The sequence below is a fragment of the Streptomyces sp. NPDC030893 genome, assembly GCF_055571535.1.
In genome coordinates this window covers 44,184-67,076 of record NZ_JBVIFC010000019.1, presented here as the reverse complement: position 1 = coordinate 67,076, position 22,893 = coordinate 44,184, and the positions used below count along the sequence as shown (strand labels likewise).

General features: G+C 73.8%; 22 protein-coding genes. 12 read left to right on the top strand and 10 right to left on the bottom strand.

Annotation, left to right across the window (positions count from 1 at the left end; all coding sequences use genetic code 11):
• Positions 1-35: 35 nt before the first annotated feature.
• Positions 36-791: an SIS domain-containing protein gene (locus tag ACZ434_RS28365; RefSeq protein ID WP_468460739.1), complete on the bottom strand. Its 756-nt coding sequence runs from the start codon at positions 789-791 to the stop codon at positions 36-38.
• Between the two features lie 250 nt (positions 792-1,041).
• Between ACZ434_RS28365 and ACZ434_RS28360 the strand changes: the two genes are divergently transcribed.
• Together ACZ434_RS28360 and ACZ434_RS28355 are read left to right on the top strand one after the other, a co-directional pair.
• A complete protein-coding gene (locus tag ACZ434_RS28360) occupies positions 1,042-1,737 on the top strand; it encodes a metal-dependent transcriptional regulator (RefSeq protein WP_468460737.1) in 696 nt (231 codons plus the stop codon).
• A 509-nt stretch (positions 1,738-2,246) separates the two neighbouring features.
• On the top strand, positions 2,247-3,125 hold the full coding sequence (locus ACZ434_RS28355) for an alpha/beta fold hydrolase (RefSeq protein ID WP_468460735.1): 879 nt from the start codon (positions 2,247-2,249) through the stop codon (positions 3,123-3,125).
• 208 nt (positions 3,126-3,333) lie between these two features.
• On the opposite strand, the gene ACZ434_RS28350 is transcribed toward ACZ434_RS28355, so the two are convergent.
• Positions 3,334-3,996 (bottom strand): bifunctional DNA primase/polymerase, encoded by a 663-nt coding sequence (locus tag ACZ434_RS28350; protein ID WP_468460837.1) that lies wholly within the window; start codon positions 3,994-3,996, stop codon positions 3,334-3,336.
• Between the two features lie 305 nt (positions 3,997-4,301).
• Here ACZ434_RS28350 and ACZ434_RS28345 point away from each other — a divergent pair, with 305 nt between their 5' ends.
• The gene (locus ACZ434_RS28345) at positions 4,302-5,687 is read left to right on the top strand and encodes a transcriptional regulator (RefSeq protein WP_468460733.1); all 1,386 of its coding nucleotides are present in this window, start codon (positions 4,302-4,304) and stop codon (positions 5,685-5,687) included.
• Positions 5,688-5,864: 177 nt separating this feature from the next.
• Complete coding sequence (locus ACZ434_RS28340; RefSeq protein WP_468460731.1) at positions 5,865-7,757, top strand: hypothetical protein; 1,893 nt, start codon at positions 5,865-5,867, stop codon at positions 7,755-7,757.
• 49 nt (positions 7,758-7,806) lie between these two features.
• Here the strand turns inward: ACZ434_RS28340 and ACZ434_RS28335 are convergent, their stop codons facing one another.
• A complete protein-coding gene (locus ACZ434_RS28335; protein WP_468460729.1) occupies positions 7,807-9,114 on the bottom strand; it encodes an ABC transporter substrate-binding protein in 1,308 nt (435 codons plus the stop codon).
• A 118-nt stretch (positions 9,115-9,232) separates the two neighbouring features.
• Here ACZ434_RS28335 and ACZ434_RS28330 point away from each other — a divergent pair, with 118 nt between their 5' ends.
• Together ACZ434_RS28330 and purU are read left to right on the top strand one after the other, a co-directional pair.
• Positions 9,233-9,733 (top strand): SCO4402 family protein, encoded by a 501-nt coding sequence (locus tag ACZ434_RS28330; protein WP_468460727.1) that lies wholly within the window; start codon positions 9,233-9,235, stop codon positions 9,731-9,733.
• A 47-nt stretch (positions 9,734-9,780) separates the two neighbouring features.
• Complete coding sequence (gene purU, locus ACZ434_RS28325; protein ID WP_468460725.1) at positions 9,781-10,662, top strand: formyltetrahydrofolate deformylase; 882 nt, start codon at positions 9,781-9,783, stop codon at positions 10,660-10,662.
• Between the two features lie 70 nt (positions 10,663-10,732).
• On the opposite strand, the gene ACZ434_RS28320 is transcribed toward purU, so the two are convergent.
• Positions 10,733-11,920, bottom strand: a complete 1,188-nt coding sequence (locus ACZ434_RS28320; RefSeq protein ID WP_468460723.1) for a maleylpyruvate isomerase N-terminal domain-containing protein — start codon at positions 11,918-11,920, stop codon at positions 10,733-10,735.
• Positions 11,917-12,498, bottom strand: a complete 582-nt coding sequence (locus tag ACZ434_RS28315; RefSeq protein WP_468460721.1) for a sigma factor — start codon at positions 12,496-12,498, stop codon at positions 11,917-11,919. The genes ACZ434_RS28320 and ACZ434_RS28315 overlap by 4 nt, the downstream gene beginning before the upstream one ends.
• A gap of 361 nt (positions 12,499-12,859) precedes the next feature.
• On the opposite strand from ACZ434_RS28315, the gene ACZ434_RS28310 reads away from it, so the two are divergent.
• From ACZ434_RS28310 to ACZ434_RS28300, 3 genes are all read left to right on the top strand, one after another.
• Positions 12,860-13,240, top strand: a complete 381-nt coding sequence (locus ACZ434_RS28310) for an STAS domain-containing protein (protein WP_468460719.1) — start codon at positions 12,860-12,862, stop codon at positions 13,238-13,240.
• Between the two features lie 172 nt (positions 13,241-13,412).
• Complete coding sequence (locus ACZ434_RS28305; protein WP_468460717.1) at positions 13,413-13,925, top strand: EF-hand domain-containing protein; 513 nt, start codon at positions 13,413-13,415, stop codon at positions 13,923-13,925.
• 483 nt (positions 13,926-14,408) lie between these two features.
• On the top strand, positions 14,409-14,888 hold the full coding sequence (locus ACZ434_RS28300; RefSeq protein ID WP_468460835.1) for an ATP-binding protein: 480 nt from the start codon (positions 14,409-14,411) through the stop codon (positions 14,886-14,888).
• 468 nt (positions 14,889-15,356) lie between these two features.
• On the opposite strand, the gene ACZ434_RS28295 is transcribed toward ACZ434_RS28300, so the two are convergent.
• Complete coding sequence (locus tag ACZ434_RS28295) at positions 15,357-16,400, bottom strand: GlxA family transcriptional regulator (RefSeq protein WP_468460715.1); 1,044 nt, start codon at positions 16,398-16,400, stop codon at positions 15,357-15,359.
• A 72-nt stretch (positions 16,401-16,472) separates the two neighbouring features.
• Here ACZ434_RS28295 and ACZ434_RS28290 point away from each other — a divergent pair, with 72 nt between their 5' ends.
• Positions 16,473-17,774: an MFS transporter gene (locus tag ACZ434_RS28290; protein WP_468460713.1), complete on the top strand. Its 1,302-nt coding sequence runs from the start codon at positions 16,473-16,475 to the stop codon at positions 17,772-17,774.
• An 83-nt stretch (positions 17,775-17,857) separates the two neighbouring features.
• Here ACZ434_RS28290 and ACZ434_RS28285 read toward each other — a convergent pair whose 3' ends face one another.
• Positions 17,858-19,084: a flavin-containing monooxygenase gene (locus tag ACZ434_RS28285; RefSeq protein ID WP_468460711.1), complete on the bottom strand. Its 1,227-nt coding sequence runs from the start codon at positions 19,082-19,084 to the stop codon at positions 17,858-17,860.
• A 107-nt stretch (positions 19,085-19,191) separates the two neighbouring features.
• Between ACZ434_RS28285 and ACZ434_RS28280 the strand changes: the two genes are divergently transcribed.
• Entirely contained in the window at positions 19,192-19,782 is a 591-nt protein-coding gene (locus ACZ434_RS28280; RefSeq protein WP_468460710.1) for a GNAT family N-acetyltransferase, read from the top strand.
• 221 nt (positions 19,783-20,003) lie between these two features.
• Here ACZ434_RS28280 and ACZ434_RS28275 read toward each other — a convergent pair whose 3' ends face one another.
• The 3 genes from ACZ434_RS28275 to ACZ434_RS28265 all read right to left on the bottom strand — a co-directional run bounded on the left by ACZ434_RS28275 (position 20,004) and on the right by ACZ434_RS28265 (position 21,983).
• On the bottom strand, positions 20,004-20,675 hold the full coding sequence (locus tag ACZ434_RS28275) for a pyridoxine/pyridoxamine 5'-phosphate oxidase (RefSeq protein WP_468460709.1): 672 nt from the start codon (positions 20,673-20,675) through the stop codon (positions 20,004-20,006).
• A gap of 27 nt (positions 20,676-20,702) precedes the next feature.
• Positions 20,703-21,128: a pyridoxamine 5'-phosphate oxidase family protein gene (locus ACZ434_RS28270; protein ID WP_468460707.1), complete on the bottom strand. Its 426-nt coding sequence runs from the start codon at positions 21,126-21,128 to the stop codon at positions 20,703-20,705.
• A 219-nt stretch (positions 21,129-21,347) separates the two neighbouring features.
• Positions 21,348-21,983: a TetR family transcriptional regulator gene (locus ACZ434_RS28265; protein WP_468460833.1), complete on the bottom strand. Its 636-nt coding sequence runs from the start codon at positions 21,981-21,983 to the stop codon at positions 21,348-21,350.
• Between the two features lie 134 nt (positions 21,984-22,117).
• On the opposite strand from ACZ434_RS28265, the gene kbpA reads away from it, so the two are divergent.
• A complete protein-coding gene (gene kbpA, locus ACZ434_RS28260) occupies positions 22,118-22,840 on the top strand; it encodes an AfsK-binding protein KbpA (RefSeq protein ID WP_468460705.1) in 723 nt (240 codons plus the stop codon).
• Positions 22,841-22,893 lie beyond the last annotated feature (53 nt).

Here is a 22,893-nt window from a genome sequence, read left to right as displayed (position 1 = left end):
CGGGGACGGGACGGGAAGGGGCGGCGGGGGCGTAATCAGTGGCGGTAGAAGATCCGGTCGGCGTACTCCTCGAAGACGCGCGCGTTCCACTCGTGACCGCCGTCCACGTTGCCCGAACGCAGCAGCGGCGGCTCGACACCCCGATCGGCGAGCGCCGCGGCCGCGGTGGCCATCACCGCCTGGAGCAGCGCCGAGGTCACCACCGTCGACGCGGGAGCGAACGGCGCCGGAACGCCCTCGTGCGTGAGCTCCGCGTCCCCGACCGCGATCCCGGAGTCCAGCACCACATCGCAGTGGTCCTTCAGAAACGTCCCCGAGGCGTGCCGGGACGACGTCTGCGTCGCGTACGCCACCGAGGTCACGCCGATGACCTTCACGCCCAGCTCGCGCGCCTTCACGGCCATCTCCACCGGCAGCGCGTTGCGCCCGGACAAGGAGATGATCACCAGTGCGTCGCCCGCGCGGAGCGGCGAGGACTCCAGGACGACGCTCGCGAGCCCGTCGACGCGCTCCAGAGCGGAGCCCAGCGTGGCCGGTCTCACGTCGACACCGACGGCGCCCGGCACGGTGAGCAGGTTCATCAGGGCGAGCCCGCCCGCGCGGTAGACGAGGTCCTGCGCGGCGAGGGAGGAGTGCCCGGCGCCGAAGGCGAAGAGGCGGCCGCCGTCCGTGACCGTGTCGGCGAGCAGCGTGCCCGCGGCCGCGACGGAGTCGGCCTCCTCGTCGCGGATCCGCCGCAGCAGGCCGATCGCGGCGTCGAGGAACTGGCCGGCCGGCGTGCGGTCGCTCATGCGGCTTCCCTTCGCGGGTGAGCGGGTGACGTGTCGCGGATCACCGTGCGGTCTGGACCAGTGCCGTGTCAATACGGCGTCCGAAGCCCGGTTTCCCGGTGCCGGAAGCCCCCGTGAGCCCCCCGCCGGAACGGGGCCCGGCCCGGTTGTCGGCCGGATGCGTCAGAATTGAGTCCTGGGCCAGCGCATGCGCCGGTGAGCAGTCCAGCCTCCGGCAGCGCCAATCCGCAGATCTCATCGAGGGGCATGTATGTCCGGACTGATCGACACTACGGAGATGTATCTCCGCACCATCCTCGAGCTGGAGGAGGAAGGTGTGGTCCCCATGCGTGCCCGGATCGCCGAGCGGCTCGACCAGAGCGGGCCGACCGTCAGCCAGACGGTGGCGCGGATGGAGCGTGACGGCCTGGTCTCCGTCGCCCCCGACCGGCACCTGGAGCTCACCGAGGAGGGCCGCCGGCTGGCCACGCGCGTGATGCGCAAGCACCGCCTCGCCGAGTGTCTCCTGGTCGACGTGATCGGCCTGGAGTGGGAGCAGGTGCACGCCGAGGCCTGCCGCTGGGAGCACGTGATGAGCGAGGCCGTCGAGCGCCGCGTGCTGGAGCTGCTGAGGCACCCGACCGAGTCGCCGTACGGCAACCCGATCCCGGGCCTGGAGGAGCTGGGCGAGAAGGACGGCGCCGACCCGTTCCTCGACGAGGGCATGGTGTCGCTGGCCGACCTCGACCCGGGTGCCGAGGGCAAGACGGTCGTGGTGCGCCGGATCGGCGAGCCGATCCAGACGGACGCGCAGCTGATGTACACGCTGCGCCGGGCGGGCGTGCAGCCCGGTTCGGTGGTGAGCGCCACGGAGTCGGCCGGCGGCGGGGTGCTGATCGGCAGCAGCGGTGAGGCGGCCGAGCTGGACATGGAGGTGGCCTCCCACGTGTTCGTCGCCAAGCCCTGACACGCGTCCCGCTCACCGTCGGCGGCAGCCGCCCGCCGGTGTGAACGCGCCGAATCGGAGATCCAGTACGGCGAATGGCAGCGCTCGCCGCGATCGCGTGCCAGGCTGTCGCGTGAGGCATATGACCTGAGGGGTTCTTGGCCGGGCCGACAGCGATGTCACCCGGCCGGGGAGGGGCGGGACGATGTGCCGTGACCACGTGAGGAGCCCCGGCGCCGTAGGGCGCCGGGGCCTGTCCTCCCCTGTGCTGACCCGGAGCCCCGAGCTCCCAGGGTCATTCCCCTCGGACCGTTTTCCCCGAGCGGTCCGCCTCCCGCTGAAGATCTCCCCTGGGCCACGGCGATCAATCCCCGCCGGGGGTCACTCGTACGAGGGGTGTTGCCGGGCAAGAGGGCACTTTCGAATACGCATTCGATAACCTGCGTACTCTGCGGGCAGTGGCAACGGGCAGACCAGGACAGCAGGCTTCAGGCAGTGGGCAGGCAGCGAGCTTGGGGGGTGCCAGGACCATGGCGCGACGCATCGACGTGACCGGGACGGACGGCGTACGGCTCGCCGCCTGGGAATTCGGCGACCCGCCCAAGAACGGGGCCGACCCGGCGGAGCACGCCCCGCAGAACGCGCCCGGTGTGCTGTTACTGCACGGCCTGATGGGCCGCGCCTCGCACTGGGCGTCCACCGCCCGCCGGCTCTCCGCCCGCTACCGCGCGGTCGCCCTCGACCAGCGCGGCCACGGCCGCAGCGACAAGCCCCCGCGCGCCTCCTTCACCCGCGACGCCTACGTCGACGACGCCGAGGCCGCCCTGGAGCAGCTCGGCCTCGGCCCCACCGTCCTCATCGGCCACGCGATGGGCGCGCTGACCGCCTGGCAGCTCGCCGCCAAACGCCCCGACCTGGTCCACGGCCTGATCATCTGCGACATGCGGGCCTCCGCCCTCGGAGCGGCCTCGCAGCGCGAGTGGGCCGAGTGGTTCAGGACCTGGCCGGTGCCCTTCGCCACGCTCGCCGACGTACGCAAGTGGTTCGGCGAGGACGACCCCTGGGTGGAGCGCCCCAACCCCGCGAGGGGCGCGTTCTACGCCGAGGCGATGGCCGAGTCCCCCGACGGCTGGCGCCCCGTCTTCGACCCGGACCAGATGCTCCGCTCCCGGGAGACCTGGGTGTTCGACGCCCACTGGGAGGAGCTGGCGCAGGTGCGCTGCCCCGCCCTGGTGGTCCGCGGCCTCGACGGGGAACTGGGCCGCGCGGAGGCCCAGGAGATGGTGCGCGTCCTGCCCCGCGGCCGGTACGCCGAGGTGGCCGACGCCGGCCACCTCGTCCACTACGACCAGCCGGAGACCTGGCTGGCCGCCATCGAACCCTTCCTGGACACCCTCGGACCTGTCTGAGCACCCCACGCGGCGCTCAGAGCCCCCGCCCACTCACGGCACCGACACCACCGGGTCTCCCTCCGTCAGCCTGCACACCACGGGGAGCGCGGCCGGCCCGAAGGGGCCCGGGACTGTGTCGGCACGCGGCTCCGCCGCCTGGGCGCGACGGGCCACGACGGAGCCGCGGTCGCGACACGGCACGAGCCCCGCGGGACGACAGGCGCGCCTACCGGTCCCGGCCGCACGCGTACGCCAACGGCGAGAGCAACTCCTCCACGTCCGGCAGCCACCGGTTCGCGACCGTGGGCCGGCAGGCCCACTGCACGGCCCCCCGGCACCCGAACCGCGTCGGCGGCGCGGCCACGTACGCCCCCTCCCCGAGGACCGTCAGGTCGAGCGACGACAACGACCAGCCCAGCTTGCGCAGCAGCTCCGGCACCTTCGCGGAAGCCCCCGGCAGTACGAAGAACTCCATCCGCCGGTGGGGCGTCAGCGTCACCGGCCCCAGCGTCAGTCCCATCCGCTGCATCCGCGCGAGCGCCAGGAACCCGGCCGTCTCCGGCACGGAGACCGCGTCGAACGTCCGCCCGGTGGGCAGCAGGACCGAGGCGTCCGGCTGCTGCTGCCACAGCCGCCGGACCACCGTCGCGCTGCCGGTCGCCTGCGCCGGCCAGTCCGGGCGGGCCGGATGCGCGCCGGGCGCGGGACACGCCGTGTCACCGCACGAACAGCCGCGCACCCCGTCCACGGCCTCCAGCCAGGTGCCCGGGAACACGTCCCAGTGGCGCTCCTCCGCGTAGCGCACAGCGGCGTCCAGCAGCGATTCCCCGCGCTGCTTCGGGATCTGTACGGCGTCGGTGCCCGCGATCGTCTCTTCCACGATGAACACAACTACGGCCGTCACCAGGGGTTACGCCCGCCCGCGTGCGCGGGGGAGGAGCATCGGTTCCCTGTTCGGGGCGCATGGGTGCATCCGCGGGGGCGCGCGGGGGGAACCGCGTCCGCGGATGGGTAGCCACGAGGGGGCCGGCAACCGCCGTTACCCCGGCAATCCTCACATGCTTCGCATTGTCGGCACTTCGGCGGGGCATCGATCTTCACGGCCGGTTCTTCTCGCCGGGACGTGAGAAGTACGGCCGCGGAAGAACGTCAACCCGGTGCGTGGGCAGGCACCGCAGCCTCAGGGGGTACGCCATGGCCGCAAGGCCTCTCGTCGCGCGGCAGCCGAACGAACGGCTGCAGGCGCTCATCCAGGAAGCCGGATGCTCCAACGCCGGACTGGCCCGCAGGGTCAACATGTGCGGCGCGGAGCACGGCCTCGACCTGCGCTACGACAAGACGTCGGTGGCGCGCTGGCTGCGCGGACAGCAGCCGAGGGGCCGGGCACCGGCGGTCATCGCGGAGGCCCTGGGCCGCAAACTGGGCCGTACGGTCACGATCGACGAGATCGGCATGGCCAACGGCAAGAACCTCGCGTCGGGTGTCGGTCTCCAGTTCTCGCCGACGGTACTGGGGGCCATCGAGCAGGTCTGCGAGCTGTGGCGCAGCGACGTGGGGCGGCGGGACTTCCTGTCCGGCTCCTCCGTCGCCGCCTCCGCGCTGGTGGAGCCGAGCCGCGACTGGCTGATCACCGCGCCCGACGGGCAGGTGGCGCGCTCCGCCGGCCCGCGCGTGGGACAGTCCGACGTCGCGGCCGTACGGTCCATGACGCAGGCGCTGGTCGACCTGGACCACCAGTACGGCAGCGGGCACGTCCGCCCGGTCGTGGTGCACTACCTCAACAGCGTCGTCTCGGGAATGCTGGCGGGGTCGTACCGCGAGGCCGTGGGCCGGGACCTGTTCGCCGCGGTGGCCCGGCTGACCGAACTCGCCGGGTACATGGCCGTCGACACGGGCCAGCCGGGCCTCGCCCAGCGCTACTACATCCAGGCGCTGCGGCTGGCGCAGGCGGCCGGGGACCGCGGCTACGGCGGGTACGTGCTCGCCGCGTCCATGAGCCATCTGGCCGCGCAGCTCGGAAACCCGCGCGAGATCGCGCAGTTGGCGCGCGCGGCGCAGGAGGGGGCGCGGGGCCGGGTGACACCGCGCGCGGAGTCGATGTTCCTCGCGGCGGAGGCGCGCGGGCACGCGCTGTTGGGCGACACGCACGCCGCCCAGGCGGCGGCGGGGCGGGCGGTGAGCGCCATGGAGGCCGCCGACGCGGACTCCGGCGACGACCCGGTGTGGATCGCGCACTTCGACGAGGCGTACCTGGCCGACGAGTTGGCGCACTGTCACCGTGATCTCGGACACGCCGAGGCCGCCGCGCGGTGCGCCCGCCAGTCCCTGGACGGGCATCCTCCCGCGCGGGCCCGGCGGCGGGCGATCGGCTATGTGCTGCTGGCCACCGCGCAGGTGCAGCAGCGCGAGATCGAACAGGCCTGCAGTACGGGCCTGAAGGCGGCGGAGCTGCTGGGCGGGCTCCGCTCCAACCGGGGCGCGGAGTACCTGGAGGACCTCCAGCAGCGTCTCGAGCCCTACCGGGAGGAGCCGGTGGTACGGGAGTTCGGCGCGCGCATGGAGCTCCAGGCGGCGGCGTGACGGCAGTTGGGCGTCGGGCGGAGGAGGAAGGAGTGACGTAATCAGCGTGCGGTGACCTGGTTTTGTTACCGCGCACACAGGGCAGGAGGTCTGGTTCTGTGCTGCGTGGCACCGGGCTCCGGGGACCCGGTAGCGTGAGCCGACGATTCACAAGGTCCCCCATTGGTAGGAGTCCCGGTGACGCAGAGTGGACAGGGCGAGGAGCCCTCGGCGCGCCCCGCGCGCGAAGGCATCGTGCTGCCCTCCGACGGTGGCCGGCCCCTGCTGCCGGGCGAGACGGCCGGACCGGTCGCTCCGGGCGCGGGTGCGGACGGCCGGCCCTCCGCGGGCGGTTTCCCCGCCTCGGCCCCGCCCGGCGGCCAGACCTGGGGCACACCGTGGGGTCCCGGCCCGCAGGACGGCGCCGGCCGTCCCGGCCCGGCGTCGGGCCAGGACTGGCAGTCCCCGCCCGACGGCCGGTGGGGCGGCACGCCGGAACAGTCCTCCTGGGCCGCCCAGAACCCGCCCGGCGGCGGCCAGGGCCCCGGCCCGCTGCCGCCCGAGGGCGCCCGGCCCGCCTCCCACGGCGGCGGCTACGGCGCGGACGGCTCGCCCGCCGGACCCGGTGACGCGTACGGCCCCCCTGCCCACGGCGCCGCGCCGGTGTCGCAGCCGGGCGCCGGATACGGCGGCCACCCGGCCCCGCCCGCGCCGCACGCCGGCCCGGACGCGTACGGCGGCCACGCCGCGCCCCCGCCCTACGGCGCCGCGCCCGCCCCCGACGCCCGGCCGGGCCCCGGATACGGCGGCCACCCGGGCGCGAACGCCGCCTCCGACGCGTACGGCTCCGCCTACGGAGCCCCCGGGCACAACGCCCACCACACCCCCGACGCGGGCCACCCCTACGGCGGCGCCCCGGCCGGTGGCGCGCCCCTGCCGCCCGCCGCCCCCGACGGATCGGAGGGGGCCACCCAGTTCCTGCCCCCGGTGCCCGCCGGCGGTGTGGACGAGGGGGCGACGCAGTTCATACCCCCGGTGCCCGCGAGCGGTGCCGACGAAGGCGCGACGCAGTACATACCCCCGGTGGGCCCGGGCGCGCTGCCGCCCGAGATGCCCGCCGCGCACCACTCCGAGGAGACCCGCTACCTGGGCGGGCCGCAGCCGCACGCACCCGGCGCAGGCCATCTGCCGCCCGCCGGCGGCCCCGACGCCGAGGCCACCCAGTACATCGCCCCCGTCACCGACCAGCCGCCCGGGCAGCCCTACGGCGCTCCGGCCGGTGACGCCGGCCGGCAGCCGCCCGCCGAGTTCGACAACCTGTTCCGCAGCGACGACGGCGGCCCGGCCGGATCCACCCAGCAGCTCCCGCGCGTCGAGTACGGCGGGCCCGACCCCGGGCGCACCGCCCACCCGGCCGGCCCGGCCGGTGGGGGCCGGGGCGGACGCGGCGGTGGCCGCACGGGCAGCCGCGTGCCGGTGATCGCCGCGGTCGGGATCGGTATCGCCGTCCTCGGGGTCGGCGCGGGCGCCCTGCTCGGCAGCGGAGGCGGCGACGACGGCGGGGACAACGAGACGGTGTCCGCCACCGCGCCCGCGACCCAGGAGGCGCAGGCCTCTCCGTCACCGTCCGTCGACCCCGCCCGGGAGCAGGCCGTCGAGCTGGACAAGCTGCTCGCGCACAGCGGCGACAGCCGGACCGCCGTGATCAACGCGGTCGCGGACGTGAAGGCCTGCCGCAACCTGGGGGAGGCGGCCAAGAACCTGCGGGCGGCGGCCGGGGAGCGCAACAAGCTGGTGACCGACCTCTCCGCCCTCCCGGTGGACAAGCTGCCCGACCACCAGGCCCTGAGCGACGCGCTGACCAAGGCCTGGAAGGCGTCGGCCTCGGCCGACAACCACTACGCGGCCTGGGCCGACCAGGTCGCCGGCAAGAAGGGCTGCCGGAAGGGCCAGGCCCGCACGACCAAGCAGACCCAGGCCGGCAACCGCGAGAGCGGCACGGCGACCGCCGAGAAGGGCAAGGCGGCCGCGCTGTGGAACGGGATCGCCAGGCAGTACGGCCTGACCGAACGCCAGCCGACCCAGCTCTGACCGGCCGCCGGGGGGCGAGGGGGACCGGCACCGGGCCGCCGGCCTCCGGCTACAGGTCCGCGTCCCGCAGGGTCCGCGTCATGTCGGTGAAGCCCTCGCGGGCGGCCACCAGCCGGCCGTTCTCGACCACCTGAAGGGTCACGTTCGCGTTGACCAGCCGGGGGAAGCCGACGGCCGCCAGCTCGTCCTGGAACCTCCACCGCAGGGTGGGGGTCAGGTCGCCCGTGGTGACCTTGAGACCGCTGTCCAGTGCCTCGCTCACCGTGTCGGCGGTCACCTCGCCGTCGCCGAGCGACTCGACGGCCTGCCGGAGGACGGTGTAGGCGATCCAGGTGGTCTGCACACCGGCGTCCGCCGCGTCGATCCGGTTGTCGCCGAACGCCTCCTGCTCGATCACCCTCTTCATGGCGTCCCAGCGGGCATCGCCCGCCGCCGGGTACCAGCCGGTGACGTACGACCCCTCGTACGGGCCCGAGGCCCCGCCGGACGCGTCGATCGCCGACTGGTCGACACTGCCCAGCACGGTCGCCGCGCGCACCTCGGGGAAGTCGGCGCGGGCCCGCCGGAAGGAGTCCATGAAGGTGCCCGTGCTGTCACCGAGCGCGGGCACCACACAGCCCGGCTCGGCGGGGTCGGCGGTCGACCGCTCCAGGGCACGCAGGGAGTGGTTCTCGTACGAGGTCGCCGCCTCCGCCGCGCGCTGGTCGCCGGCGAGCGCGTGTCCGCCCGCCCGCAGCCCCGAGTCGAGCAGCGGGGGCAGCTGGTCGCCCGCGAGGGTGTCGGGCCGGACCAGGGTGACCGGGCCGCAGCTGTCGGCGAGGGTGCGGCCGAGACCGGCCAGCAGGGCCGGCTGGCCGCCGTTGACCGGATAGGACAGCGGACTGGTGAACTCGGCCGTGGTGATGCCGTAGCCGCCGATGTACGGGATGCCGGCCGCCTCCAGGGTGGGCAGGAAGGCCTCGGCGTACTGGCTGTAGGAGCCGACGACCGCGACGGCCCGCTCCTCCACCGCGCGCCGGGCGCACCGCGCGGCGGTCACCGAGTCGTTGCGCTCGTTGCAGGTCAGTACCTCGAGGCGGCGGCCGTTGATACCGCCGTCCGCGTTGACCGAGCGGGCGTAGGCCTCGGCAAACGCGGGCATTCCCGGTTTGTTGGTGGCGTCGGTGTCCTCCGGCGCCCAGGTCATCACGGTGATGGTGTCGTCCCCGGAGCCCCCCGTGGCACCGGGGACGACACCGCACCCGGTGACGAGCGACCCGCACGCCACCAGCGCGCCCGTGGTCAGGGCGGCGGCTCTGCCGGGCCGGGTGAGGAGGCGGGAGAGGAAGGTGCTGCGGGTCTGTCGCCTGCCGGTCATGCTCCCGCACGATTCCGCCACACGGCCAACCTCCGAGTGACCCTTGGTCAACGGACGGTGACGCGGAGGTGAATTACGGGGTCCCGTACCCTCCCCGATGCGCGGAAACGTACGATCGATGACCGTGCAAGGTTCGGAGAACTCTTCCCGTCGCGGCCGTCGCTCCTCCACCATGGGCGGCATGCCGCTCAACGACATGCCGTGGTGGCGCTGGCGCAGCAATGTGCGCTCCGCGCTGCACATGCTCTCCGACCCCGGCTTCCAGCGGGACGTCTGGCTGGCCGGCGTGCCCGGCTACGGGGACGTCACCGACGCCGTCTACCGGCTGGTCGAGGACACCTGGCTGGACAACTGGTCCGCCGAGAAGTACGTCGGCACGATCTTCCGCGACTCCCAGGAGGCGGCGCTCGTCGACACCGCGGTGCTGCGCGTGCTGCGGATCATGCACCAGGTCGGGCCGGACGCGCCGGTGACCGCCTACCTCGAGAACGAGGGGTGGCCGGAGGCGGTGCGCGCCGCGCGGGACGCACACGTGCGCATGACGACCGGCGACGGCGAGGACCCCGACGCCCCGCCGAGCACCCTCGAGGTCTTGCGGATCCTGACGCGGTCCGGGTAGCGGAACGGCCGGCCGGGAGCGACCCCGCGTGTGGGACCCTTTCCTGCATGAGCGAGCAGTCCACCCGAGCCGCGGCCCCGGCCGACCAGTACGTCCTCACCCTGTTCTGTCCCGACAAGCAGGGCATCGTGCACGCCGTGTCCAGCTATCTGTTCATGACCGGCTGCAACATCGAGGACAGTCAGCAGTTCGGTGACCACGACACGGGTCTGTTCTTCATGCGGGTCCACTTCTCCGCGGAGGCCCCGGTGACCGTGGAGAAGCTGCGGGCGAGCTTCGCGGCGATCGGTGACTCCTTCCGGATGGACTGGCAGATCAACCGGGCCGACGAGAAGATGCGCATCCTCCTCATGGTCAGCAGGTTCGGGCACTGCCTGAACGACCTGCTGTTCCGCGCGCGGACCGGCGCCCTGCCCGTGGAGATCGCCGGTGTGGTGTCCAATCACACCGATTTCGCCGAGCTGGTGTCTTCGTACAACATTCCCTTCCATCACATCCCCGTGCCGAAGGACGGCAAGCCGGAGGCGGAGGCCAGGCTGCTGGAGATCGTGCGCGAGGAGGAGGTCGAACTCGTCGTCCTCGCCCGCTACATGCAGGTCCTCTCCGACGACCTGTGCAAGCAGCTCTCCGGGCGGATCATCAACATCCACCACTCCTTCCTGCCGAGCTTCAAGGGTGCCAAGCCGTACCACCAGGCGCACACGCGGGGCGTGAAGCTCATCGGCGCGACCGCGCACTACGTCACCGCCGACCTCGACGAGGGCCCGATCATCGAGCAGGAGGTCGAGCGGGTGGGCCACGACGTCACCCCCGAGGGCCTGGTCGCCATCGGCCGTGACGTGGAGTGCCAGGCGCTGGCGCGGGCGGTGAAGTGGCACGCGGAGCGGAGGATCCTGCTGAACGGACGCCGCACGGTCGTCTTCGCCTAGGAGCCCGGGGGTTCTGTTCCGCCGGCGGCCGCGGGCAGTCGGCGGCCGCCCGCGATGCCGCAACCGGCCCCTACATCCTGCTCAAGCTCGCCGCAGCGAACAGCACGTCCTGGATCGCCGTACGGTCCCCCTCCTGCCCGGCGGCAGCCTCCCGCGGCGGTACGTGGCCGGCCGCCAGCCGGCAGAACTCCGCGCCGTCCAGCGCCACATGCGCCACCTCGTGCTCGGCGGAGCCCTTCGCCGCGGGGGAGTCCAGCGGGATCAGCCACTCCCCGCCGCCCGACCCCTCGATCTCCAGCCGCAGGCTGCGCCCCGGCTCCCCGGCGGCGACCAGGCGCCGTTCGACGGGGGAGGCCAGACCGTGCAGCCTGCGGTCCTCCAGCACGGTCGGGAGCAGCCGCGCGGCCAGGTCGACCATGCGGTGCAGATGGCGTCCGGAGGGCGGGTCGTAGGGGTAGTCGACCGCCTCGGCGATGTCCTCGGCGTGCACCCAGCACTCGAAGGCCCGGTCCAGCATCGCGTCGGGCAGCGGCAGTTCGAAGTCGCCGTACGGAACCGTCGTCGCCCGGGCGCCGCCGCCCGTGAAGGACACGGTCCGCACGAGGGCGTGGCTCTGCTCGCGCCAGGGCGCGCGGACGGAGCGGGTGGGCGGGACGTGGGCGGCCCGCCAGTACGCCTCGGTGCGGCCCGAGGGGGTGGGCCGGGCGGCGGTGACGTCGCCGAGCGGGTCGTCCAGGCCGCAGGCGACGGCGACCAGCCCGTCGACCGTCAGCAGATGCGCGATCACCCCGGCGACGGTGGTGCGGCGGCTGCTCGCCTCGTCGGCCTCGTACCAGCGCAGCCGCACCGGCGCGTGCCACTCGGAGTCCCCGAAGTCCTGGAGCAGCGCGTCCAGGCGCGCGGTCTCGGCGTCGTAGGCGGCGGCCCACTCGGGGACGGGGACGCGCGGCGGGCGCCGTTCCAGGCAGGACTCCAGGACGCGGGTGCGCAGCCCCGGGTCCAGGTCGAGGCTGTCGGGCCGGTGGAGCAGGCCGACCGCCTCCCGCAGCCGCAGCGCCTCGTCCGCGCAGGGGCCGCAGTCGCCGAGGTGCTCCTCGACGGCCTCCGCCTCCGCCGGCGCGCACGCGGCCAGTGCCCAGGCGCCCAGCAGCGACTTCAGCACGCGGTGCTCCAGCACCAGGGGCATACCGTCCGGCCCGTTTGCGTCGGGCGTGTCGGCGGCCGTCCGTTCCGGCCGCTGCCCGGCCTGCTCGCTCACGCGGCACCCCCCATCCCGGGCGGGGCGGCGGGGGCCTCGGTGTCGTGCGCGGTGGCCAGCAGTTGCAGGCCCAGGCGGAGCCGGCGGCGGGCCTCGTCGTCGGTGACGCCCAGGTCGACGGCGGTCTGGCGGTAGTCCCGGCGCTGGAAGTACGCCAGCTCCAGGGCGGCGCGCAGGGGCGCCGGCATGGACTGGACGATGTAGTCGGCGCGGGCGGCCACCGAGGCGTGCCGGAGCGTGCGCTCCAGGTCCTCGGTGGTGCCGGGGCCGCCGCGGGCGAGTGCCGCGGTGCCGGTGGTGCGCAGCCGCTGCACGGCCAGCCGGTTGGTCAGCGCGGCGAGCCAGCTGCGCAGGGGCCCCTGCCCGGGGTCGTAGGAGTGCGGGTGCTGCCAGATGTGGGCGAAGACGTCGCGGGTGAGGGTGTCGGCCGCGTGTTCGTCGCCGAGGACGCGGTGGGCGAGGCCGTGGACGAGGGAGGCGAACCGGTCGTACAGCTCGCCGAGGGCGGCCGCCTCCCCGCGCGCGAGCCGCTGCTGCATCGTGCGGTCCCACCGGGGCGGTACGTCCCGTGTCGGCATGCGGCCCCTCACCCCCTGTTCCTTCCCGGCTCCCCGGGCCGGTCGGTGCCCGGGGCCGGCGTGTGGCCGGTGACCCCTTGAATGTAGTCGGCACGGACAAGGGCGCACGCCCCTTTGTGGCAATGTGCGCCCCGGGCCGAGCCACAGGTGGTAAGGGGCCGCCCGGGCACGCCGGACGATGTTCGGCACCGATCTACCCCCTTCCGCGTCGATCGGAACCGATCGAATCGGATCGATGGCGACCAGAACAAGCCCTTTCTGTTCGATAACCGTTTTCCAGGCCGTGTTTCAGGGAACGGCCGGTGGGCAGCCACGCTGCAGGGAAGCGTAGGTACTGCTTCCGTTTCGGCGAGCGAGGGGCGTGGTGGTGACCTTCCAAGTGACCGATCAGGAGCACGGCGAATGGGCCGTGCTCCGGGTCTCGGGCGAACTCGACCTGGTGACCTCCCCGGTGCTGCGCCAGCGGGTGCACGACGTGGTGGCCGAGGGCCGGCACCGCCTCGTGCTCGATCTCTCCGAGGTGTGGTTCTGCGACTCCAGCGGCGTGGGCGTGCTCATAGCCTCCCGCCGGCTGCTGCGCTCCTGCCGGGGCAGCCTGCGGCTGATCCTTCCCGCGCGGGGGGCCGCCGACGGCAGTCACGTCAACAGGGTGCTCGGCGCCCTCGGGGTCCGCCGCCTCTTCGAGATCCATCCGGACGTCCCCTCCGCCGTCGACGAGGATTCCCGCCCGCTGTCGGCGTGATCCGGGCCCGCGCGCCCGTACGCGCGTCGTGGGACCGCTCACACGTGTCACAGCGTTGTCCCGTTGTTCCCCCGGTCCTGGCCCGGGGGACGCCTTCGTGCTCCCGGACGCCCGCCGACGACGTACGCTCCCTGCGAGACGACCCACTGACCTAAGGCGGCCTGAAAGAGACATGGTCACCAGCGAGTACGAGCGCAGGATCGCGGCCCGGTTCGCCACCTTCGACCAGGACGGCAACGGCTACATCGACCGGGAGGACTTCAGCGGAGCGGCCAAGGCCCTGCTCGCCGAGTTCGGCACCGCCGCCCGTTCCGACCGGGGCCAGGCCCTGTACATCGGTGCCGAGGCGTTCTGGCAGGGCATGGCGGGGATCGCGGACCGGGACGGCGACCAGCGCATCACGCGCGAGGAGTTCGTGAACGGCGCGGTCAAGCGGCTGCGGGACAACCCGGACCGCTTCGCCGAGATCGCCCGCCCCTTCCTGCACGCGGCGCTCGCCGTCGCGGACGGCGAGGACGACGGCGCGGCCGGCGTGGAGAACACCGCGCGGGTGCTCAAGGTGCTCGGCGTCGCCGAGGACCTCGCCCGTACGGTCGCCGCCTCGCTCGACACCGACGGCGACGGCAGGATCGGCGAGGAGGAGATCGTCCGGGCCTTCGCCCGCTACTTCACCGTTCCCGAGTGACGCGCCCCGCGCGGATGTCACGGATCGTGGCATTCCCGTGATCACGGAGCGTGGAGACCGGCTTGTGCCCTCCGCGCGACTCGTCACGGCCCGGAGTCGGACGTCCCCTCCGGTACCTTGTGTGGGATGCGAGTCGTTATGAGCACGCACCGCGGCGGAGTCGCCCCCGAGGCGACTCCGTCCGGGCTGGTGCCTGCGGTTGCTCGCCGTGCGACCGGCCCGGTCGCCGCCACCTGTTCGACTCCCCGTGACGGGCGTCGCACAGTATGCCGTACGTGTACTCCTTCGCGCGGGAATATGCCCGAAGCGCTTGTTGACGTGACTGTACGTCAACCATGCTGTCCCACAAGGGAGTCACGGTCCGTGACCCCTGTCCCGGCCGTTGTTCTGGCCATGCAGAAAATGGCTACGATCGTGGCCCTCGTGAGGCGCGAGTCCAAGTGTCCGCCGGTTCGGATGGTGTGAGCGGTGCAGGTGCTTCAAGTGCAGCTGGAGATCCGGCCCGACCCCGCTGAGGTGGGGAGGGCCCGGCGGTGGGCCCGCTCACGGCTGGCCGGGTCCGGGATAGAGGCCGACGAACCACTGGCCCAGACGCTGATCCTGCTCGTCTCGGAGCTCGTCACCAACGCCGTGGTGCACACCGGCTGCCCCGCCGTGCTGCGGCTGTCCCTGCCGGGCGCGGAGGCGGCCGAGGACGCCGTCGTCCGTCTGGAGGTTGCCGACCGCAGCGACCGGGCGCCGGTGCCGCGCTGTGTGGACGGCGAGTCGACCGGCGGACGCGGACTCGCCCTCGTGGACGGCCTGGCCGACCGCTGGGGCTGGAGCGCCGAGGGAACCGGCAAGCGCATCTGGTGCGAACTGGACCGCTGCGCGGAGCCGCCCCGGGCCGCCGCGCCGGCCTGCGGCGGGGCGGCCGTGACGGCGTACGAGGGGTACGAGGGGCTGGCGTACGAAGCGGTGTGACCGCACGAGGCGGGGGAGCGGGCCTTCCGTGCCCGGACCGTGCGGTGACGCCGGCCGCGCTTCGGCGCCCGCGTTTCCGCGTCCCGGGAGGGGCACGGGAGCACGGCGGGCCGGTCGGCGGGGGTGGTGTGCGAACCGTGCGCCGGGTGTGCTTCCGTGCGCTGTGCCCACAAACAGGGCTTATGCCACATCCCTGCTCATCTCACCCGAACCGGTGTTGACGCCTCGTGAAGGTTTGATCACGCTGGTCGTCAGCGATTCGCCGCGAGGGGACGGCGAGGGTCCGGCGACGGGAGCCCTCGACGAGTGTGGGTCGTCAGTCGGCGCCGGTCTCCCCCAGGGCCGAGGGGGAGCCCGGGCGGGAGCGCCGAGCCGAAGAGCGGTGCGGCGCTGCCGTGCTCGGGGCGGACGGCGCCGCACCGCCACAGAAGAACCCCCGGCCGTCCACAGGCTGTGGACAACCTTCGCTCACCCGGCCGTGGCGGACGCCACCGCTCCGTCCCGCCGCCCGCCGTCCCGGAAGGTCCGCCGGTAGGCCGTGGGCGTCACCCCCAGCGCCGCCTGGAGGTGCTGCCGCATCGACTGGGCCGTACCGAAACCGGAGTCCCGCGCCACCTGGTCCACCGACAGGCCAGTGGACTCCAGCAGGTGCCGGGCCCGCTCCACCCGCTGTTGGGCCAGCCACTGCCCCGGACTGACCCCGGTCTCCTCCCGGAAGCGGCGCGTGAAGGTCCGTACCGACATCGACTCCCGCGCGGCCATGTCCCGCAGCTGGACCGGCTCGTGCAGCCGCCCCAGCGCCCACGCGCGGGCACCGCTCGTCGACGCCTGCTGCGGGTCGGGTACCGGCCGCTGGATGTACTGCGCCTGCCCGCCGTCCCGGTGCGGCGGTACGACCGTGCGCCGCGCCACGTCGTTGGCCACGGCGGCGCCGTGGTCGCGCCGCACCATGTGCAGGCACAGGTCGATGCCGGCCGCGACGCCCGCCGACGTCAGGATGTCGCCGTCGTCGATGAACAGCACGTCGGGGTCGAGCCGCACCCGCGGGAAGAGTTCCTGGAAGCGCTCGGCGTCCGCCCAGTGCGTGGTCGCGGGCCGCCCGTCGAGGCGTCCGGCGGCGGCCAGGACGTAGACGCCGGTGCAGATGGACGCGATCCGGGTGCCGGGGCGGATCAGGGCCAGGGCGGCGGCGAGTTCGCCGGTCAGCTCACCGCGCTCGTAGACCGGGCCGAGTTCGTAGGAGGCCGGGATGACCACCGTGTCGGCGGTGGCGAGGGCCTCGGGGCCGTGCGCGACGTCGATCGTGAAGTCGGCGTCGGTCTCGACCGGCCCGGGCGGCCGGACCGAGCAGGTGACGACCTCGTACAGCCGCCGCCCGCGGCCGTCGCGGGGGCGGCCGAAGATGCGGTGCGGGATGCCCGTCTCGAAGGGCAGCAGCCCGTCGAGGGCGAGGACGACGACCCGATGCGGCCGGAAGCCGTGGGGCGCGGGGAGGTGCTCGGCCGGATCCATGGCCCGATCCTAGCGAACACTGTCCTCCGGGCCACTCGTTGCGAGGCCCGCCCGCGGCGGAAGCTCTATGACGTGACCCAGACAAGCGAGACCGCCGCCGCCGTGAAGCCGCCCCCGAGCGGGCGCGCACCGCGCCGCATCCGTGTCCACCGCGCGTGGTTCGTCGCCGCCGTCACCTTCGTGACGATCATCGGTGCCGCCGCGTTCCGCTCCGTGCCGGGCCTGTTCATCGACCCGCTGCACGACGAGTTCGGCTGGTCGCGCGGGACCATCGGCGCGGCGGTCTCCGTGAACCTCGCGCTGTACGGACTCACCGCGCCGTTCGCGGCGGCGCTGATGGACCGCTACGGCATCCGGCGGGTCGTGGCGGTCGCCCTCACCGTGATCGCGCTCGGCTCCGGGCTGACCGTGTGGATGACCGCGGCCTGGCAACTGATGCTGTGCTGGGGCCTGTTGGTGGGACTCGGCTCCGGCTCCATGGCGCTGGCCTTCGCCGCGACCGTCACCAACCGCTGGTTCACCGAACGCCGCGGCCTGGTCACCGGCATTCTCACCGCCGCGGCCGCCTCCGGGCAGCTGATCTTCCTGCCCGTGCTGTCCTGGGTCGTCGACCGGCACGACTGGCGGCCGGCCGCCGTCACGGTGGCGCTCGCCGCCCTCGCGGTGGTCCCGTTCGTCTGGCTGCTGCTGCACGACCACCCGGCCGACGTGGGGCAGAAGCCGTACGGGGCGAAGGAGTTCGTGCCCAAGCCGGCGCCGGTGCCGGGGGCCGCCCGGCGGACGGTGACCGTGCTGTTCTCGGCGGTGCGGACCGGGCCCTTCTGGCTGCTCGCCGGGACCTTCGCGATCTGCGGCGCCTCGACGAACGGGCTGATCCAGACCCACTTCGTGCCCGCCTCCCACGACCACGGCATGCCGATCACGACGGCGGCGTCGCTGCTGGCGGTCATCGGGGTGTTCGACGTCGTCGGGACGGTGGCGTCCGGATGGTTCACCGACCGGTACGACTCACGGCGGCTGCTCGCCGTGTACTACGCGCTGCGGGGGGTCTCGCTGCTGTTCCTGCCGATGCTGCTGGCGCCGAGCGTGCACCCGCCGATGCTCTTCTTCATCGTCTTCTACGGCCTCGACTGGGTGGCGACCGTGCCGCCGACGCTGGCGCTGTGCCGGGAGCACTACGGCGACGACAGCCCGATCGTCTTCGGGTGGGTGCTCGCTTCCCACCAGGTGGGGGCGGCGGTGGTCGCCTTCGCGGGAGGCGCCGCGCGGGACGCGTTCGGGTCGTACGACGTGGTCTGGTACGCGTCGGGGGCGTTGTGCGCCGCGGCGGCGCTGATGGCGTTGGTGATCCGGCGGCGGCCGGCGACGCCGTGACCGCGGGCAGTCGTGCGCCTGCCGGGCGCGTCCGGGTGGGCGCGTCCGGGTGGGCTCCCCCCGGTCGGCACCACCCGCCGGGGTTACACGGTGGGAAGGCGGGATGCCACTCCCGCGCGGGCGATCGCCTTCGCTATGCGCTCCGCGTCCAGCGCCAGCTCCCGCAGGTTCCCGCTGATCGGGTTGGTGTACCCCGTGAAGTGGAGGCCGGGCGCGCCCGGCGCCGTGCGGGGGCCGTGAGCCACAGGCCTCCCGCGCTCGTCGAGCACGCCGAGGTCGCCCACCAGCGGCTCCAGCCCGCGTGCGTACCCGGTCGCCGCGACGACCGCCCCCGGCGCGACGCGCTCCCCGTCCGCCAGGAGCACCTCCCCCTCCTCGAACCCCGCCACCGCGGCCACGATCTCCACCCTCCCCTTGCGCACCGCGTCGATCAGGCCGACGTCCTGCACCGGGATGGCGCCCTCCCGCACCCTGCTGTAGAGGCCGGTGCCGGGCCGGGGGAGACCCTGCGCCGACAGGTCCGGCAGCGCCACCCTCGCCTGGACCCGGCACAGCCGGTCGACGAGCCCGACCGGCAGCCGGCGCACCAGGACGCCCGAGTACTGCGCGGGCCAGCCCGCGGTCGAGCGGCGCACGATGTGCGGCGGGGTGCGCACCGCCAGCCGCACCCGGGAGGCGCCGCCCTCCACCAGGTCCACGGCGATCTCCGCGCCCGTGTTGCCGACGCCCACCACGAGCACGTCCCGGCCGGCGTACGGCTTCGGGTCGCGGTACGCGGAGGCGTGCAGGAACTCGCCGGTGTACGTGTCCCGGCCGGGCCAGTCGGGGACGCGCGGGGTGTGGTTGTAGCCGGTGGCGACGACGACCGCCGCGCCGGTCAGCTCCCGGCCGCCGGTGGCGTGCAGCAGCCAGCCCGTGCCGTCGGGGGTGCGCTCGACGCGGGAGACCTCGACGCCGGTGACGATCTCCAGACGGTGGTGCTCGGCGTACTTCTCCAGGTACCGGACCACGTCGTCGCGGGCCGGCCACCGCCCGAACCGGCGCGGCATCGGCAGCCCGGGCAGGGCGGAGAGCCGCCGGGTGGTGTGCAGCCGCAGCCGGTCGTAGTGGCGCCGCCAGGACGCGCCCACGCGGTCGGACCGCTCCAGGACCACGGCCCGTACCCCCCGGGCGCGCAGGGCGTACGCGACGGAGAGCCCGCCCGGGCCGCCGCCGATGACGTACACGGGGCGGTCCGCCGGGTTCGGCGCGGGCGGCTGCGCGGAGGTGGAGGAGCCGGAGGAGCCGGAGGAGTCGGAGGAATCGGCCATGAGCGCGAGCGTAATCCCGCACCTGCTTGATGGGTCTCGGTCAAGACCGGAATTGGTTGCGGATTGATCACATCGTTTCACCGGGTACGAGCTCTTGAATGGAACCCATGCCCCACGCCCGCCGGCGCGCCTCCGCCCGTCCGCTGCCCGAGCTCCACGGTCACGGTCTGCTTCTGAGCCCCTGGGACCCGGCGTCCGCCGCCGACGTCGACGTATGGCTGCGCGGCACCACCGATCCGGAGTTCCGGCGCTGGAACACCCCGGTCCGGCCCGTCACCGACCGGGCCGGCGCACGTGAGTCACTGCGCGCCCGGGCCGCCGTGGCCGCGGACGGCGGCGCCGCCTCCTTCCGGATCGCGGACGCGGACACCGGTACGGCGCTCGGGCACATCGGCGTCAACGAGATCCGCCCCGCGCTGCGCGTCGGCCGCGTCGGCTACTGGGTGCTCCCCGAGGCCCGCGGCCGGGGCGTGGCCACCCGGGCGCTGCTGCTCACCGCGGACTGGGCGTTCACCGAACTCCGCCTGCACCGGCTGGAGCTGGACCATGCCGTCGGGCACGAGGCGTCGTGCCGGGTCGCCGAGCGGTGCGGGTTCCGCTACGAGGGGACTTTGCGGGGGGCGGTCTTCGAGGCGGGCCGCCATGACGCGTTCCGCGACGCCCATCTGCACGCCCGCCTCGCCACGGACGAGGTCTGACCCGGTCACCCACCGGGGGCTCCGCCCCCCCGTCACCCACCGGGGGCTCCGCCCCCCGCCGTCACCAACCGGGGGCTCCGCCCCCCGCCGTCACCAACCGGGGGCTCCGCCCCCGGACCCCCGGCCCTATGCCCACCCACCACCCGACTCGGTAGGTCGCAAAGCGCCCCTCCCCGGGGGTTCTGCCCCCGGTCCGCGGCCTGCGCCGCCCGGGCCTGATCTCAGGGCCACAGCAGTTCCCTGGTCCACCCTCTTCCCCCGGTCTCCCGTCGGTACCGCAGGCGTAGGTGGCGGCGGCTGGTGTCGCCCTGGAAGAATTCCGCCTCGTTCGGGTGGAGGCGGTACAGGGTCCAGGACGGGACCGGGGTTTCCGGATCCCGTTGGGCCTGCTCCCAGGCGGCCTGTGAGGCCCGGGTCAGTTCTTCCGGGGAGTCGAGGAGCGCGCTCTGTCTGCCGGTCAGGGCGGCGGCCAGTGCGCCCGTCGAGCGGGCGTGCAGGTCCGCCTGTGCGTCCTCCGGTGGCGCGACGGTGACGGGTCCGCGCAGGCGTACCTGACGGCCCAGCACCGGCCAGTAGAAGGCCAGCGCGGCGTACGGGCGTTCGGCGAGCTGCGCGCCCTTGCGGCTGTGCGCGTGCGTGGCGAAGGACCAGCCCTCGTCGTCCGCGCCGTGCAGCATCACGATCCGTACGTCCGGCAGGCCCCGCGCGTCCGCCGTCGCGAGGGACATGGTGTGCGGCTCGGCCTGCCCGGCCGCCGCCGCCTCCGCCAGCCACCGCGCGAACAGCGGCAGCGGCGCGGCGGGAGCGGCGTCCGGGTCGAGCGCCGGCAGGGTGGTGACCGCCGGGTCCCACACCCGCAGGGACCTCAGCAGCTCGTGGAGATCGGGTTCCATGCCCCGATTGTCGGGCGTCGGGCCCGCTCAGACCGAGCCGAGGTCCGAGGAGACCCACCGCTCGGGGCGCATCCGTACGACGACCTGCTCGCCGTGGTTCTTCCAGGCGAAGTCGACGTACCCCTCGACCTTGTCGGCCGGGAGGTAGCGGGCGGAGATCTCCCGGAGCAGCTCGATCGTGGCGGGGGAGGTGTCGACGACCGGGCCCTCGACGGAGACGTAGCGGATGGTGGGTTCGACGCGTTCCACCATCAGCGAGAAGCGTCCCGCCGCGTCGATCAGCCGGTTCTTGCGCGAGTCGCGGCCGGTCATGATCCATACGTCGCCGCCGGGCGCGTACTGGTACCAGATCGGCACGGTCAGCGGGGCGCGGCCGTCCTCCGCGGCGACCGCGAGCGCGGCGATGCGGGGTTCGGTGAGGAACTGCTCGCGCTCTTCACGGGTCAGGGCCATGCCGGGTTCCTCCTGCGACGAGTGGTCGTGCCGGGGCGTCTGCTCGGGATGTGCGGTCGGGCTCCGGCGGGTACAACGCCGGCCGCGCGGTGAGGATTCCCGGTCCATCGGACCCGGTCCGCCCCCGGCCACGCGACAGGCGGCGGCCCACCGGAGTGAACCGCCGCCCGGATGACAGGACTTGCGAGGTCGCGGGGGAGGGGGCGTGGCGCCGGGCGGCTACTTCGTCGGCTTCCTGCCGGTGACCCCCAGGTGCACCAGCAGCGCCAGATTGGGCTTGAGCTCGGCCTGCTTCACACCCCAGGAGGAGAAACCTTTCTGGTGGGAGGCCACGGCCGCGAGCATGGCGACCAGGGACCCCGCGACCGCCGCGGGGTTCACGTCCTTGTCGATGCGTCCCTTGGACTGCAACTCGGCGACGGAGTCGGCCAGCGAGGTGTTCACCGAGTTGAGGACCTTCATGCGGATCTTGTAGAAGCGCTTGTCGCCCTCGGCGGCGCCGAGGTCCACGACCCGCAGGATCGCCTCGTTCTTCCGCCAGAACTCCAGGAACCCGTCGACGAGTTCCTGCGCCGTCTGCCAGCCGGCCCGCCCCGCCCACGAGCGGCCCTCCAGCAGCTCCGTCAACGCGCCGCTCCCGGCGGCCATTTCCTCGGCGAGCTCCAGGACGGCGCCTTCCACGTCCGGAAAGTACTGGTAGAAGGTGGCCGGCGACGTACCTGCGCGGCGGGCGACGTCGATGACCTTGACATCCCGGTAGGGGGACGAGCTGAGCATCTCGCTGAGGCAGTCGAGCAGCTTCTGCCGGGTCGCCTGCCCACGCCGGCCGGCCACGCGGCCGTCGACGGTACGCACTTGTCCTGTCATGCCGTCAGCTTACCGACGGGTGATCGGGGCGCGATTCGGCCGACTGCAAATGGGGTGCACCGCCGTGCGGACGCTGGTGTGCCTGGTCTGCGCGGTGCGGGCGGCGCGGCTAGTTTGGCGGCATGGCCGAAAACAAGGCATCGCGGTACACGGAGGGCACCCCGTGCTGGGTGGACGCGCAGCTTCCCGACGTGGAGGCGGGCAAGCGGTTCTACGGTGAGCTCTTCGGATGGACCTTCGAGGACCAGCCCCAGGGGACCGTGCGGGCGCTGAAGGACGGGGAGCCCGTCGCCTCCCTCGCGCACAAGACGGACGGCCGGCTGCCCACCGTGTGGACGGTGTCCTTCGCCACCCCCGACGCCGAGGCGACGTGCCGGCGGATCCGCGCGGGCGGCGGACAGATCCTCTCCCCTCCGCTGCCCTTCGGCGACCTGGGCGTCACCGCGCTCGTCACCGATCCCGAGGGTGCCGTGTTCTCCCTCTGGCAGGGCGCCCGCACTCCCGGCTTCGGGCGCCGCCACGAGCCGGGCACCTTCTCCTGGGCGCAGCTCTACACGCGGGACACCGAGGCGGCCAACACCTTCTACGGCGACCTCTTCCACGAGGCCCTCTTCGGCCCGGACGCCGACCCCGCCTTCGGCCGGGCGCCCGTCTCCGACGTCTTCGCCGCCGAGATGCCGCCCCACCTCCTGGTCCACTTCGCCGCCCGGGACCTGGCGGCCGGGCTGGCGGAGGTGGCCCGGCTCGGCGGCCGGGTCCAGGTCCCGCCCTTCGAGACGTCCTACGGCACGGCGGCCGTGGTCACCGACAATCAGGGGGCGTCCTTCGCGCTGCTGCGGCGCTGACCGCCGCTGTTAACACCCCCGTTGTCGTATGTAAACCTGGACACCCGATTTGT

Coding starts and splice junctions, on each gene's coding strand:
- purU (WP_468460725.1), top strand. CDS start 9,781: ATGAGCGAGCAGTCCACCCGAGCCGCGGCCCCGGCCGACCAGTACGTC.
- ACZ434_RS28365 (WP_468460739.1), bottom strand. CDS start 791: ATGAGCGACCGCACGCCGGCCGGCCAGTTCCTCGACGCCGCGATCGGC.
- ACZ434_RS28280 (WP_468460710.1), top strand. CDS start 19,192: ATGCCCCACGCCCGCCGGCGCGCCTCCGCCCGTCCGCTGCCCGAGCTC.
- ACZ434_RS28275 (WP_468460709.1), bottom strand. CDS start 20,675: ATGGAACCCGATCTCCACGAGCTGCTGAGGTCCCTGCGGGTGTGGGAC.
- ACZ434_RS28360 (WP_468460737.1), top strand. CDS start 1,042: ATGTCCGGACTGATCGACACTACGGAGATGTATCTCCGCACCATCCTC.
- ACZ434_RS28270 (WP_468460707.1), bottom strand. CDS start 21,128: ATGGCCCTGACCCGTGAAGAGCGCGAGCAGTTCCTCACCGAACCCCGC.
- kbpA (WP_468460705.1), top strand. CDS start 22,118: ATGGCCGAAAACAAGGCATCGCGGTACACGGAGGGCACCCCGTGCTGG.
- ACZ434_RS28335 (WP_468460729.1), bottom strand. CDS start 9,114: ATGACCGGCAGGCGACAGACCCGCAGCACCTTCCTCTCCCGCCTCCTC.
- ACZ434_RS28330 (WP_468460727.1), top strand. CDS start 9,233: ATGACCGTGCAAGGTTCGGAGAACTCTTCCCGTCGCGGCCGTCGCTCC.
- ACZ434_RS28285 (WP_468460711.1), bottom strand. CDS start 19,084: ATGGCCGATTCCTCCGACTCCTCCGGCTCCTCCGGCTCCTCCACCTCC.
- ACZ434_RS28295 (WP_468460715.1), bottom strand. CDS start 16,400: ATGGATCCGGCCGAGCACCTCCCCGCGCCCCACGGCTTCCGGCCGCAT.
- ACZ434_RS28315 (WP_468460721.1), bottom strand. CDS start 12,498: ATGCCGACACGGGACGTACCGCCCCGGTGGGACCGCACGATGCAGCAG.
- ACZ434_RS28355 (WP_468460735.1), top strand. CDS start 2,247: ATGGCGCGACGCATCGACGTGACCGGGACGGACGGCGTACGGCTCGCC.
- ACZ434_RS28305 (WP_468460717.1), top strand. CDS start 13,413: ATGGTCACCAGCGAGTACGAGCGCAGGATCGCGGCCCGGTTCGCCACC.
- ACZ434_RS28345 (WP_468460733.1), top strand. CDS start 4,302: ATGGCCGCAAGGCCTCTCGTCGCGCGGCAGCCGAACGAACGGCTGCAG.